The sequence below is a fragment of the Paraphotobacterium marinum genome, from assembly GCF_002216855.1.
Classification (GTDB): domain Bacteria; phylum Pseudomonadota; class Gammaproteobacteria; order Enterobacterales; family Vibrionaceae; genus Paraphotobacterium; species Paraphotobacterium marinum.
Genome location: NZ_CP022355.1, coordinates 975906 through 988853, shown reverse-complemented (window position 1 = coordinate 988853; position 12948 = coordinate 975906). Strand labels below are relative to the sequence as shown.

Annotated in this window: 14 protein-coding genes; 2 read left to right on the top strand and 12 right to left on the bottom strand. The window is 31.2% G+C overall.

The genetic code is table 11. From position 1 onward, the window contains the following. Positions 1 to 3 precede the first annotated feature (3 nt). The 3 genes from CF386_RS05160 to CF386_RS05150 all read right to left on the bottom strand — a co-directional run bounded on the left by CF386_RS05160 (position 4) and on the right by CF386_RS05150 (position 2514). Entirely contained in the window at positions 4 to 1218 is a 1215-nt protein-coding gene (locus CF386_RS05160) for an IscS subfamily cysteine desulfurase (protein WP_089073344.1), read from the bottom strand. Between the two features lie 22 nt (positions 1219 to 1240). Then, entirely contained in the window at positions 1241 to 1708 is a 468-nt protein-coding gene (locus tag CF386_RS05155; protein ID WP_089073343.1) for an Rrf2 family transcriptional regulator, read from the bottom strand. Positions 1709 to 1794: 86 nt separating this feature from the next. Then, positions 1795 to 2514: an RNA methyltransferase gene (locus CF386_RS05150; protein WP_089073342.1), complete on the bottom strand. Its 720-nt coding sequence runs from the start codon at positions 2512 to 2514 to the stop codon at positions 1795 to 1797. 136 nt (positions 2515 to 2650) lie between these two features. Between CF386_RS05150 and CF386_RS05145 the strand changes: the two genes are divergently transcribed. After that, entirely contained in the window at positions 2651 to 3406 is a 756-nt protein-coding gene (locus CF386_RS05145; RefSeq protein ID WP_089073341.1) for an inositol monophosphatase family protein, read from the top strand. Positions 3407 to 3617: 211 nt separating this feature from the next. Here the strand turns inward: CF386_RS05145 and yajC are convergent, their stop codons facing one another. The 5 genes from yajC to aceB form a co-directional block, all read right to left on the bottom strand. After that, complete coding sequence (gene yajC / locus CF386_RS05140) at positions 3618 to 3956, bottom strand: preprotein translocase subunit YajC (RefSeq protein ID WP_089073340.1); 339 nt, start codon at positions 3954 to 3956, stop codon at positions 3618 to 3620. Positions 3957 to 3969: 13 nt separating this feature from the next. Next, on the bottom strand, positions 3970 to 5097 hold the full coding sequence (tgt, locus tag CF386_RS05135) for a tRNA guanosine(34) transglycosylase Tgt (RefSeq protein ID WP_089073766.1): 1128 nt from the start codon (positions 5095 to 5097) through the stop codon (positions 3970 to 3972). 10 nt (positions 5098 to 5107) lie between these two features. Then, entirely contained in the window at positions 5108 to 6166 is a 1059-nt protein-coding gene (queA, locus tag CF386_RS05130; protein ID WP_089073339.1) for a tRNA preQ1(34) S-adenosylmethionine ribosyltransferase-isomerase QueA, read from the bottom strand. Positions 6167 to 6246: 80 nt separating this feature from the next. Next, positions 6247 to 7554, bottom strand: a complete 1308-nt coding sequence (gene aceA / locus CF386_RS05125) for an isocitrate lyase (protein ID WP_089073338.1) — start codon at positions 7552 to 7554, stop codon at positions 6247 to 6249. A 22-nt stretch (positions 7555 to 7576) separates the two neighbouring features. Next, complete coding sequence (aceB, locus tag CF386_RS05120) at positions 7577 to 9160, bottom strand: malate synthase A (protein WP_089073337.1); 1584 nt, start codon at positions 9158 to 9160, stop codon at positions 7577 to 7579. Between the two features lie 177 nt (positions 9161 to 9337). On the opposite strand from aceB, the gene CF386_RS05115 reads away from it, so the two are divergent. Beyond that, the gene (locus CF386_RS05115; protein WP_089073336.1) at positions 9338 to 9946 is read left to right on the top strand and encodes a peroxiredoxin C; all 609 of its coding nucleotides are present in this window, start codon (positions 9338 to 9340) and stop codon (positions 9944 to 9946) included. 44 nt (positions 9947 to 9990) lie between these two features. Here CF386_RS05115 and CF386_RS05110 read toward each other — a convergent pair whose 3' ends face one another. The 4 genes from CF386_RS05110 to CF386_RS05095 form a co-directional block, all read right to left on the bottom strand. After that, positions 9991 to 10668: a PhoU domain-containing protein gene (locus CF386_RS05110; protein ID WP_089073335.1), complete on the bottom strand. Its 678-nt coding sequence runs from the start codon at positions 10666 to 10668 to the stop codon at positions 9991 to 9993. Continuing rightward, positions 10661 to 11410, bottom strand: a complete 750-nt coding sequence (pstB, locus tag CF386_RS05105) for a phosphate ABC transporter ATP-binding protein PstB (protein WP_404824939.1) — start codon at positions 11408 to 11410, stop codon at positions 10661 to 10663. Before pstB ends, CF386_RS05110 begins: the two co-directional genes overlap by 8 nt. Before the next feature lie 12 nt (positions 11411 to 11422). After that, positions 11423 to 12052 (bottom strand): ABC transporter permease subunit, encoded by a 630-nt coding sequence (locus CF386_RS05100; RefSeq protein ID WP_145955013.1) that lies wholly within the window; start codon positions 12050 to 12052, stop codon positions 11423 to 11425. A 352-nt stretch (positions 12053 to 12404) separates the two neighbouring features. Beyond that, positions 12405 to 12908, bottom strand: coding sequence for a hypothetical protein (locus CF386_RS05095; RefSeq protein WP_089073332.1), 504 nt, complete (start codon positions 12906 to 12908; stop codon positions 12405 to 12407). Positions 12909 to 12948 lie beyond the last annotated feature (40 nt).

Sequence of the window (12948 nt, the reverse complement as noted above, 5' to 3'; positions counted from 1 at the left end):
TAATTAATGATGAGACCACTCTACTGTATTTAAATCTATGCCTTCATTATGCATTTCCCAAAGTGGTGACATTTGTCTGAGTTTATTAACTGCATCGCTAATTTTGGAAATCGCAAAATCAACATCTTCTTTTGTAGTAAATCGACCAAAACCAAATCTTATAGAACTATGCGCTAACTCATCATTTCTTCCAATTGCTCTTAAAACATAAGATGGCTCCAAACTAGCAGATGTACAAGCTGAACCTGAAGATACTGCTAAGTCTTTCAATGCCATGAGTAATGACTCACCTTCAACAAACTCAAAACTAATATTAATGTTGGTAGAAATCCTCTGCTCTAAATCACCATTAATATGCATTGCATCTATACCTTTCAAGCCATCAAGTAATCTAGTCCTTAACATTAAAGTGTGTTGATGATCTTGTTCCATTTCATTCATTGCTATTTCACAGGCTTCACCAAAACCAACAATTTGATGAACTGCTAGGGTGCCAGATCGCATACCACGCTCATGTCCTCCCCCGTGAATCTGAGCTTCAAGTCTCACTCTAGGCTTCCTTCTAACATACAAACAACCGATTCCTTTTGGTCCATATATTTTGTGACCAGAAATGGATAGTAAATCTATTTTCATTTCTTTCACATCAATCGGAAGTTTACCTGCAGATTGAGCAGCATCTACGTGAAATAAGATACCTTTATCTCGACATATATCACCAATAGTAGCAATATCCTGAATAACACCAATCTCACTATTTACATGCATAATAGACGCTAAAATAGTATCTTCTCTGATAGCATCCTTGAATTTATTTAAATCAAGTAAGCCATTAGATTCGGGGCTTAAATACGTAACTTCGTAACCTTCTCTTTCTAACTGGCGACAAGTATCTAAAACCGCCTTATGTTCAGTTTTTAAAGTAATTATATGCTTACCTTTTTTCTTATAGAAGCCTGCTACTCCCTTTATAGCTAAATTGTCAGATTCAGTAGCACCAGAGGTGAATACTATTTCTCTTGGATCAGCGTTTAACAAATTCGCAATTTGTTCTCTTGCATGATCAACAGCTTCTTCTGCTTGCCATCCGAATTTATGTGAACGTGAAGATGGGTTTCCAAAACATCCATCTATAGTAAGGTACTCTTTCATTTTTTCGGCAACTCTTGGATCAACAGGAGTTGTCGCATTATAATCAAGATATATTGGCAATTTCATCTATTATCTCCGAAAATTCAAACTATAAAGTTTTCGTGTTTATTTGGTTTTTTGTTAAATTATCAGTAAAAAAATGTGATTTATCCCTATTTAGGATTAATTCAGCTAGTGTTACTTCTTCTAAAAAAGTCTTTATTTTTTGACTAAGTGCATCCCAGAGTGAGTGCGTTAAGCACATTTTTCCTGATTGACAATCAGAGCCTCCCAAACATTTAGTCACATCAACAGACTCTTCGACAGCATCAATTATTTGAGCAATATCTATTAAATCTGGACTTTTAGAAAGTACATAACCACCTCTAGGTCCTCTAATACTATTTACTAAACCTGCTCTTCTTAGTTTTGAAAATAGTTGTTCAAGATATGACAAAGAAATATCTTGCCTTTCAGCAATATCAGATAATGTTATGGCAGTGTCATTGTTAGAACAATGCATCGCTAAATCCAACATCGCTGTAACTGCATATCTCGCTTTTGTTGTCAATTTCATTGTTCGACCCAGTAATACTAATTATTACATATATTTTACATTCCTGACTAAATTAATCAAGTATTCTTTATGTTATAAATTGTAACTTATTTTGTAAATTTATTAATTGAAGATAACACACCTCTTAAAATGTTCACTTCTTGCTCTTCTAAGTTTGCTTTTATAAAAATTTTTTTTAGTTTTGATTGAATTGTATTCCCTTGAGATTTTTGCAAAAAACCAACATCATCTAATGTACTGATCAGATGTTCAAATAACATATTAAATTCTTGGTTTGAAGCTTGTAAATTATTATCTGCAACTTTATCCTTTGAGTTAGAAATGTATGATTTCCAAAGTTCGTATGATGTAATTTGAACCGCCATTGCTAAGTTTAATGAACTATATTCTGGATTTGCCGGTATAATCATCTGATAATTACAATGCTCTATTTCTTCATTAGTTAAACCAACACGTTCATTGCCAAATACTATTGCCACTTTTTTATCTTGATTAATCAGGTTCATAGTTTTTTCAGCCAAGCTAGAAGGCTCTAAGAGAGGCCATTGCATGTTTCTACTTCGGGCACTTGCACCTACAACTAAATGACAATCTTGAACCGCATCTTTTAGAGACTCGAACTTTACAGCATTGTTAGCAATATCATTTGCACTAGAAGCAAGAGCTTTCGTTTTATCATCAATTTCACATAAAGGATTGACTAAAAATAAACTTTTCAATCCCATAACTTTCATCGCTCTAGCCACGGACCCAATATTTCCAGAGTGCGATGTATTAACAAGTACAATTTTTACATTTTCTAACATTTTTATAGACTTATTTTTCAATTATTTAATTGATAGTCATCATATCAGAAAAGACAACAATAAAGTATTATTATGTTTGCATGAATAGCTTTTCATACTATAATAAACTGTTCTTTAAAATTTGTGGAGATATATGATGCAACCAATGCTCAACATTGCTATTCGTGCTGCTAGACTAGCAGGAAATGCAATTTCAAGTTCACTTGAAAATAAAAAATCTATTGAAGTGAAACAAAAAGGTAAAAATGATTTTGTTACAAATATTGATTTATACTGTGAAGAATTAATTATTGAAACTATCAAAAAAGCTTACCCCGATCATAGCTTCACTGGTGAAGAAACAGGTGTTCATAATGGTAGTAATACCGAATATAGATGGATTATCGATCCTTTAGATGGTACATTTAATTTCATTAGAGATATCCCACATTTTAGTGTTTCAATAGCTCTTCAAGTTAAAGGACGAACAGAAATTGGTGTTGTTTATGACCCTGTAAAAAATGAACTTTTCTCTTCTATTAGAGGAACTGGCTCAAAATTAAATGATCAAAGAATTAGAATTAGCTCTGTACCTCAGTTGACATCAGCTTTAATTTCAATTGGTTCCAGAAAAGACTCTAACAATTATTCAGAAAAAATCATTTCTGAATCTTACGATATTCGAAGACTGGGCTCAGCAGCACTTGATTTATGCTATGTAGCATCAGGTAGAACAGATGGATATATAGAAAATGGGTTAAAACCGTGGGATATAGCAGCTGGTGAACTAATTGCTCGTGAGGCTGGCGCAATATGCACAGACTTCAACGGATCCGCACAATATTTAAAAACAGGCAATATAGTTTGTTCAAATGTTAAGTTACTTAGGGAAATATTAAAAAATTTAGCATAATCTCAATTTAAACAATGTAGTTAATCTCGTGATTGCACTACATTATTATAAGTTTAGTTGAAATCGTTGATTACAATAAATTTAAATATTAGCTTTTGATTTTTCTTTAAAAAAAGAGTTCTGTATAACAGAACTCTTTTTTTCATACTTTTCAACAACAAAAATCTTTAAACATCTGTTAATGAAACAAACTTTTAATAAGCAAAAGTTGTTAAAGAGATTGTATTGTTCCTTTTGGAAGCACAGAGGTGATAAAGTCTCTTTTAATTGTGACTTCAGTTGTATCATTAAGTGCGATCACAATATACTCATTACCTTCAGATACTTTCTGAATTTTTCCAACAAGACCACCATTCGTTAAAACCTCTTCTCCTTTACTCAGTGAAGACATTAATTCACGATGCTGTTTGGCCTTTTTAGCTTGTGGTCTGTAAATCATAAAGTAAAAAATCGCTGCAAAAACAACAAGCATTAAAATTAATTGCATTCCGCCACCTTGTTGTGTCGCGCCAGCAGCAGAATCAGCGTATGCAGTATTTATAAAACTCATAAAATCCTCTTTTCTATTTTGTAATTAAAGGTGGTACATTTAGGTTTCGTCTTGAATAAAACTCTTCAACGAATTCCTCAAATCTATTTTCATCAATGGAACTTCTTATCCCTTGCATAAGATCCTGATAATATTTTAAATTATGGATGGTGTTAAGTCTAGCACCTAAAATTTCATTACACTTATCCAAATGATGAAGGTATGCACGTGAATAATTTTTGCATGTATAGCAATCACACTCTTCATCAAGTGGTAATGTATCATTTTTGTATTTTGCATTTCTTATTTTAATCACCCCATCCCTAACAAACAAATGGCCATTCCTTGCATTTCTTGTCGGCATAACACAGTCAAACATGTCAATACCCCTTCTAACTCCTTCAACAAGATCTTCTGGCTTTCCAACGCCCATCAAATACCTAGGCTTATCCTTTGGTAATAGGGGGCACGTGAACTCTAGAACCTTACGCATCTCATCTTTTGGTTCACCTACAGCTAATCCACCAATAGCATAACCATCAAAACCAATATCTATTAACTGTTCTGCCGAGAGCTTCCTAAGTTCAGGATATACACTACCTTGAACTATACCAAATAAAGCATTTTTATTCTCTAATTTTTTAAAATGTGCTTTACTCCTTTTTGCCCACCTCAAGGATAGTTCCATTGATTTTTGAGCTTCTTCATGAGTTGCGGGATATGGTGTGCATTCGTCAAAAATCATTACAATATCAGAACCTAAATCTTTTTGTATTTCCATTGATTTTTCTGCATCCATAAAAATTTTTTCGCCATTTACAGGATTACGAAAATGAACTCCATCTTCAGTTATTTTTCGAATATCGCCGAGGCTAAATACTTGAAATCCGCCTGAATCAGTTAATATTGGACCTTTCCAGTTCATAAAATCATGTAGATCTCCATGATTTTTTATAACCTCTTGTCCCGGTCTCAACCATAGATGAAAAGTATTTCCTAAAATAATTTCTGCACCAATTGATTCAACTTCTTCAGTCGTCATTCCCTTGACCGTTCCATATGTTCCAACTGGCATAAATGCAGGAGTTTCGACTGTTCCTCTTTTAAATTCTAACTGGCCCCTTCGAGCTCCACCTGATTCATTTTTTAATTCAAATTTCATAACAACCTTATTAATCTTCAGAAGAATGTGTATCGTTTTTTGTAATAAACATAGCATCACCATAACTAAAAAACCTATATTCTTTTTCTATAGCTTTTTGATACGCTTCCATTATATTTTGATATCCTGAAAAGGCGGATACTAACATTAAAAGTGTTGATTCCGGTAAATGAAAGTTCGTAATCATAGCGTCAACTACTTTAAACTTATACCCTGGATAAATAAAAATATCTGTATCTCCAGTAAAAGATTCTAGCGTTTTTAACGAGTTCTTAGCTGCAGACTCTAGTGCTCTTACGGAAGTAGTTCCAACAGCAATAATTCTTTTATTATTTTTTTTTGTATTTAAGATTTGTTGTACAACATCTTTTGAAACATCAATATATTCTGAATGCATTTGATGATCTTCAATATCATCTGACTTAACAGATTTAAATGTTCCAGCCCCAACATGTAAAGTAACAAAAGAAAAATTTACTCCTTTTTCTTTTAATTTATCAAGAAGATCTTGATCAAAATGCAAACCAGCCGTTGGAGCAGCAACAGCACCAACTTTTTCGCCATAAACAGTCTGATATCTATTTTTATCTTCATCAGTATCTGGCCGCTCTATATAGGGAGGTAACGGCATATGACCAAATTTTTCTAATGTATCAAAAACATTAACTTTATTTTCGAACTGTAAAATGAACAAGTCTTCTTTTCTTTCGATCATTTTCAAAGAAATATTTTGATCAGCTTCAATGAATATTAATGCATCTTTTTTAGGTGTGTTCGATGATTTTAAATGAACAAGAACCTTATTATTATCTAAAACTCTTTCAATTAAAATCTCTACTTTGCCTCCCGTTTCCTTTACGGCAAAAAGTCTAGCTGGCATCACTTTTGTATTATTAAAAACTAATAAATCACCAGGTTGAACAAGGTCCAAAACATCAACAAAGTTTTTATGATAGATAGCTTCGTTATTACTATCTAACATTAACAAGCGACTATCAGTTCTATGTTTGGCTGGTTTACTAGCAATTAACTCTTTAGGTAACTCATAAAAAAATTTGGAACGCTTCACTTTAACCTCTCTATGTCAAGAACGAATAGTATAGAGGACAAAAGTGTAGCGTCAAGTTTTTAAAGTTGGATTAGATATAGTTAATCATTGAACTGTTGTTCTTCAGTCGATCCCTTAAGAGCTGTTACCGAAGAATTTCCTCCTTGAATAATATTTGTCATAACATCAAAATAACCTGTTCCCACCTCCTGTTGGTGCGCTGAAAAAGTATAACCTCTACTTTTAGCATCAAACTCTTGTTGCTGTACTTTTTCAACATAATGCTTCATACCCTCTCCCTGAGCATACGAATGAGCAAGATCAAACATGTTATACCACATATTATGGATACCTGCTAAGGTTATAAATTGGTATGTATACCCCATATCTGCCAGCTCTTGCTGAAACTTAGCAATTGTGTGAGCATCTAAATTTTTACTCCAGTTAAACGAAGGCGAACAATTATAAGCTAATTTTTGTTCAGGATATTTATCTAAAATTGCCTCAGCAAATATTTTTGCTTCTTTTAGACAAGGAGTAGCAGTTTCACACCAAACTAAATCTGCATATGGTGCATATGCCAATCCACGAGATATTGCCTGATTAATCCCAGCTTTAACTTTATAAAACCCTTCTTTTGTTCTTTGTCCAAGAATAAATTCTTGGTCATAGGGATCTGAATCTGAAGTTAACAAATCTGCTGCATTAGCATCTGTTCTCGCTATAACCAATGTGCTAGTACCAGAAACATCGGCAGCTAATCTTGCTGCAATAAGCTTTTGAACAGCCTCTTGTGTTGGAACTAAAACTTTACCTCCCATATGACCACATTTTTTTACGGAAGCTAATTGATCTTCAAAATGAACACCTGCGGCACCAACTTCTATCATATTACGCATTAATTCATATGCATTTAATACTCCACCAAAACCAGCTTCTGCATCTGCCACAATGGGAAGAAAATAATCAACATTATTTTCATCATTATTATTTAACCATTGGATTTGATCTGCGCGTCTAAAAGCATTGTTAATACGTTTAACTACATTTGGAACAGAATCTACTGGATACAGAGACTGGTCTGGGTACATTGTACCTGCTGTATTATTGTCAGCAGCAACTTGCCAACCTGATAAATATATCGCTTCAATACCTGCCTTAGCTTGTTGAACTGCCTGTCCTCCTGTAAGAGCACCAAGACAATTTACATAACCTTTTTTTGCTTTTCCATTGATAAGTTGCCAAAGTTTTTGGGCTCCTTTTTCTGCAATGGTAAACTCTGGTACAAGTGAACCCCTCAATTTCACAACTTCTTCTGCTGTATAAGGCCTAGTAGTATTTTTCCAACGTGAAGATGTTGACCATTCATTTTGAAGCTGCTCTATTTGTTTTTTTCTATAAGAAATCATAATAAGTCCCTCTATTATTAATTTAATTGATTAATTCATATGCAGATAAAGTTAAAAATGGAACAAACTCATCATCTAGAATTAATTGTTCTAAGAGTTTAGAAGCCTGTTCAAATTTGTGGACTCTATCAATACTTTTTATTATTAAAAGCTTTTGTTCTAATAAAATTTCTTTTACTAACTTTCTTGTTACAAGCTGGCCACAGTCTAAAGATTGATTATGTTTAATCCATTGCCAAATAGAAGCCCTTGAGATTTCTGCCGTTGCAACATCTTCCATCAAACCATTTATTGGAACACAACCATTTCCCATTAACCACGCTTCTAAATAGTTTAAAGATACAAAAATATTTTCAATTAAACCATTCATAGTTTTAGGACCAGAACAAGGAGTTAGCAAATCCTCTTTTGAAATTGATAAGGACTTATTCATGAAGCCAATTTGATTAGGAGAATCCGAAAAAGCAGTTTTAAATGTTGACAAAGCAACTTCGGCTAAACCAGGATGAGCAATCCAAGTTCCATCATGACCATTTTTAACTTCGAGTATTTTGTCATTTTTTATTTTTAACATTACTTGTTTGTTCTCTTCGGGATTTTTGGAAGGAATAAAGGCTGACATGCCTCCCATAGCCAGAGCCCCTCTTTTGTGACAAGTATTTACCAATAACTTTGAATAAGATTTTAAAAAGTGTTTATCCATAGTCACACTTTTTCTATCAGGTAGAACTTTAGTTGGGTCATTGCTTTGTGTTTTTATAAAACTAAAAATATAGTCCCATCTGCCACAATTTAATGCAACTATATGCTCTTTTAATGAATAAAGTATTTCTTCCATTTCAAAAACTGCAGGTAAAGTTTCTATCAAAACTGTGGCTTTTATAGTCCCTTCATCTAAACCAAAATAATTTTCAGTAAACTTAAACACATCACTCCACCACTTAGCTTCTTCATGAGATTCAAGTTTAGGAATATAAAAATAAGGTGCGGTTTTTTTATTAATTAATATTTGATAATTATGAAAAAAATACATCGTAAAGTCTAAAAGACAACCAGGAATAACTTCATTTTTAAAAAAAATATTTTTTTCATTTAAGTGAAGACCTCGCACTCTACAGAATAATATCGCTACCTGTTCATTAAGTGCATATTGTTTGCCTCTATCATCAATGAAATCGATAGTTCTATTATTAGCTTCTCGTAAGTAGTGCTGGCCTGCTAATACTTTCTCCCACGTTGGAGAAAATGAATCTTCAAAATCAGCCATAAAAACTTTGACATTTGAATTTAATGCATTGATTATCATTTTCTTTTCAACTGGTCCAGTGATTTCTACTTGTCTATTTAGCAATTCTTCTGGAATAGGATTTATTTTCCAATTACTTTCACGTATTGATTGAGTTTCTTTCAAAAAATCATAATCATATCCATTTTCTAGATGACTATTTCTTTGTAACATCAATTTTTGATGTCCAGAAACCATCTTCTCCAATACAGCATTTAAAAATAGAAAATATTTTTCAGAAAATAGGTATTGGTATTTTTCTGGAATTTTTTTATGACTCAAGTCTGCAGATATATTTTTAGCACTTAAATTTAAATTCATAGCTCATTCCTTTGAGTTATTAATAAGTTACAAACTAGATTTACTTTAGTTTTGACTATATTTCAATCTAAATTTTATATAAATAAGATTACAAATATATTTTTTTTAAATTTCTATTGTTTTTTTGAATTAGGTTCATATATATTAGATGAGTAAAAAAAAACTTAGGAGTTCAAAATGGTATTAGTAGGAAGACAAGCACCTGATTTTACAGCTGCTGCAGTTCTTGGGAATGGCGAAATTATAGAAAATTTTAATTTTAAGGAATTTACAAAAGGGAAAAAAGCTGTTGTATTTTTTTACCCTCTTGACTTCACTTTTGTATGTCCTTCAGAATTAATTGCTTTCGATAAAAGATACAATGATTTTCAAGCTAAAGGTGTTGAAGTAATTGGTGTTTCAATTGACTCTCAATTTTCCCATAATGCTTGGAGAAATACATCTGTTGAAAATGGTGGTATTGGTCAAGTTAAATACCCACTTATTGCAGATGTAAAACATGAAATTTGTCAGGCTTATGATGTTGAGCACCCAGAAGCTGGTGTGGCATTTCGTGGATCTTTCTTAATTGATGAAGATGGTTTAGTTAGACATCAAGTTGTTAATGATCTACCTCTTGGAAGAAATATTGACGAAATGTTAAGAATGGTAGACGCTTTAAATTTCCATGAGAAAAATGGCGAAGTTTGCCCTGCTCAATGGGAAGAAGGTAAAGCAGGTATGGAAGCATCTCCTAATGGAGTAGCCGCTTATTTATCTGAGCATGAAGCAGACCTTTCTAAATAAAATTAGTACAATAATTCCTATACAACTATGTGTAGGAATTATTACTAAAACCTTAAATCAACCCCTGTAACTACGTAATGCAAATAATACATTATTTCTTTACATCTATTTGTAATTCTCTTAATTTCCCTCGCTAAAATAAATATATGCGTCACATTCTCCAAATAAGCCAAATCAATTTTAACAGTTTTTTGCAGACTTTTTATAACATCCTCATATTCTGATTGGAGTAAATTATACTTATATGGTAATGATAAATCTTGAGAAAACTCCATTCTAGCAAAAGAATTTAAAGAGTATGTTAAAATGTCAAGTGTATGATTTGTTAATTTCCAAATCATTAGTATTAATGTTTCAGGTAAATCATCAAAAAAGCCATCTTTTGAAGATTGTGCTATATTAGTTACAGTGTTTGCAATCCTTTCAAGATTAGCAATGACCTTAATAATAGCAACCAAAAGTCTCAAATCACTGGCCATAGGTTGATATTTTGCAATCACTTTACATGAGAAATCATCAATTTTTTTTTCTAATAAATTAATTTTTATATCATTTTCAATGATTTTAGTTGCTAGCAAGTCGTTTCTTTTTTTAATTAGCCCCATAGCATTATATAATTGAGACTCTACCATTCCGCCCATTTCTAATGCATCAGTCTTAACGCGGTCTAAATCTAAATGAAATTTTCCGGTTGTTTGAAATTTATGTTGATTATTATCCATATCTTCCTGTTAAATATGCTTCTGTGAGTTTGTTTTTAGGATTAGTAAATAAATTATCAGTTAAGTCATACTCGACCACATTACCATTGTAGATTAAAGCCGTAAAATCTGAAATCCTAGCCGCTTGGTGCATGTTATGAGTAACAATTAAGATGGTATATTCTGTTTTAAGTTCATCTATTAGCTCCTCAATTTTAAGTGTAGAAATTGGATCCAAAGATGAAGTTGGCTCATCTAATAACAAAACTTCAGGACTATTTGCAATCGCTCTAGCAATTATTAATCGTTGCTTTTGTCCACTTGATAATAAAATTGCACTTGACTGTAATTTATGTTTAACCTCTTCCCATAAAAATGTTTTCCTTAATGTATACTCAACGCTATCATCTAAAACTCTTTTATTTTTAATATTGTTAGCTCTCAAACCAAAAACTATATTTTCATAAATACTCATTGGGAATGGGTGGGGATTTTGAACAACCATTCCTATTTTTCGTCTTAAACTTTCTAATTTATAATTTTTTTGATATATATTCGCAGAATTAAAATAAATTTTTCCAGTAGTAATGCACTCTGAATTCAGTTCATTTATCCTATTGAAACTCTTTAATAAGGTGGTTTTACCACAACCTGACGGCCCAATGAATGCGGTTACTTTTTTAGTTGGAATTGATAAATTAATATTTTCTAACACTAATTTATTATTCAAAACAACATTAAGATTTTCTGTTTTTAATTTCATCAAGCTCATAAATCAATAAATATCCATCTGTTTTTTATATAAAAATTTTAAACTATATAAAAACACATTCAAAATAATTATAAATATAAGGAACACAAAAATAACACCAAACAATAGAGGCTCAGTCTCTCTATAATTCAAAGATTCTTTGACTAATGGAAGTGATTGAAATTGACTGAAATTATTATCTAACTGATTTTTTTTATATATAAAACTGAGGATGGTATATAATACCAATGGAGATATCACTCCCAAAGACTTGGAAACTAATAAAGGTACAGCTGCAATAATTTGATCAAACACATTTGGTAGAATTACTTTCTTAAAAGAAAAAAGATCATTTGCACCAAGAATAACAGTATCTAATAAATAATAACGTTTTATAAATAATAACTTATCTCTAAAAAGAATAATTAAAGACGGCAAACTTATTATTGTCATCGTTATTAGTGGAACTATAAGGTTATAGCCTTTAAACTTATATTGCCATGAAATAAAAAAACCTAGAGCAAAGACACCCCATAAAACAGAAGGAATTGTTGCTAAATAAATTAAGAATTCACTAATAAAGTTTTTAAGTGGTGTTTTTTTATTTGTGTAAAATAAATAATAAGAGACTATTAAGCTTAAAGGTATTAACAAGATACTCATTAAAATTAAAACGAAACAAAAATACAAAATATTATTTATATTTGTGTTTTCATTAATCGACAAATGGTTAAAAGAAAATATATCTTTTAAGTTTTTAAAAAACAAAATCATTTTGTCATAAAAATCTAATTTATTGTTATAAGTTAACTCTCTAATCTTTGAAAGATTTAACTTGTTAAGCGAATTGTCATTAAAGTCATATACCAACTGATATTTGCTTAGTTCCTTTTCAATGTTTGCGATTTTTTTTGATTAATATTATAATCTTGATAAACTCTTTTTTGACGCTCAAATAATTGATTATTACCTACATTACTTTTACCAAATAAATGAAAATCTCTAATTAATTTTTCGATGTTTTTTTTATTTTTTCTAAATCAAGCCTTCTGAAAGATAATTCTTTTAACAAATTTTTCACTTCAAGTTTAGCTTTGTTAAATTTGCTAAGATCCAACACTTTATTTTGGTATTTTAAGCGTAACGGCTTAACAAATATCAAACTCCCATCATTAAGTTCTATTTGCGCAAAGGATTCTAATTTTATTTTACTAGAAACATGATTTGAATTAATATCGAAAAAAGTAGTATGCAATTTTCTATCATTAGATTTGATAATCATCTGTTTTCTATCAAGACTTTCATCTTTATTAACTTGATAAATAATGCCCAAAGCATTTTTTGTTATTTTATTTTTTGTTTCAAAGCTAAATTGATAAATATCATGTGGCCAATAAAAATTTATTCCTTTTAGAAGAATAAAAGCAAACATAACTATAAATAATGAAATACAAAGCATCAATGATAAAAGTGACATCAAATTTATTAAATTATCTTTTTTTGTTTTCATTGTATGTTCTATCCAATATCTTTATCAGAAGTTTATTCAA

What these genes read in the sequence shown, in the direction of transcription:
- CF386_RS05160 (WP_089073344.1), bottom strand. Translation starts at nt 1,218, where the DNA reads ATGAAATTGCCAATATATCTTGATTATAATGCGACAACTCCTGTTGAT.
- CF386_RS05155 (WP_089073343.1), bottom strand. Translation starts at nt 1,708, where the DNA reads ATGAAATTGACAACAAAAGCGAGATATGCAGTTACAGCGATGTTGGAT.
- CF386_RS05150 (WP_089073342.1), bottom strand. Translation starts at nt 2,514, where the DNA reads ATGTTAGAAAATGTAAAAATTGTACTTGTTAATACATCGCACTCTGGA.
- CF386_RS05145 (WP_089073341.1), top strand. Translation starts at nt 2,651, where the DNA reads ATGCAACCAATGCTCAACATTGCTATTCGTGCTGCTAGACTAGCAGGA.
- yajC (WP_089073340.1), bottom strand. Translation starts at nt 3,956, where the DNA reads ATGAGTTTTATAAATACTGCATACGCTGATTCTGCTGCTGGCGCGACA.
- tgt (WP_089073766.1), bottom strand. Translation starts at nt 5,097, where the DNA reads ATGAAATTTGAATTAAAAAATGAATCAGGTGGAGCTCGAAGGGGCCAG.
- aceA (WP_089073338.1), bottom strand. Translation starts at nt 7,554, where the DNA reads ATGATTTCTTATAGAAAAAAACAAATAGAGCAGCTTCAAAATGAATGG.
- aceB (WP_089073337.1), bottom strand. Translation starts at nt 9,160, where the DNA reads ATGAATTTAAATTTAAGTGCTAAAAATATATCTGCAGACTTGAGTCAT.
- CF386_RS05115 (WP_089073336.1), top strand. Translation starts at nt 9,338, where the DNA reads ATGGTATTAGTAGGAAGACAAGCACCTGATTTTACAGCTGCTGCAGTT.
- CF386_RS05110 (WP_089073335.1), bottom strand. Translation starts at nt 10,668, where the DNA reads ATGGATAATAATCAACATAAATTTCAAACAACCGGAAAATTTCATTTA.
- pstB (WP_404824939.1), bottom strand. Translation starts at nt 11,410, where the DNA reads ATGAAATTAAAAACAGAAAATCTTAATGTTGTTTTGAATAATAAATTA.
- CF386_RS05095 (WP_089073332.1), bottom strand. Translation starts at nt 12,908, where the DNA reads ATGAAAACAAAAAAAGATAATTTAATAAATTTGATGTCACTTTTATCA.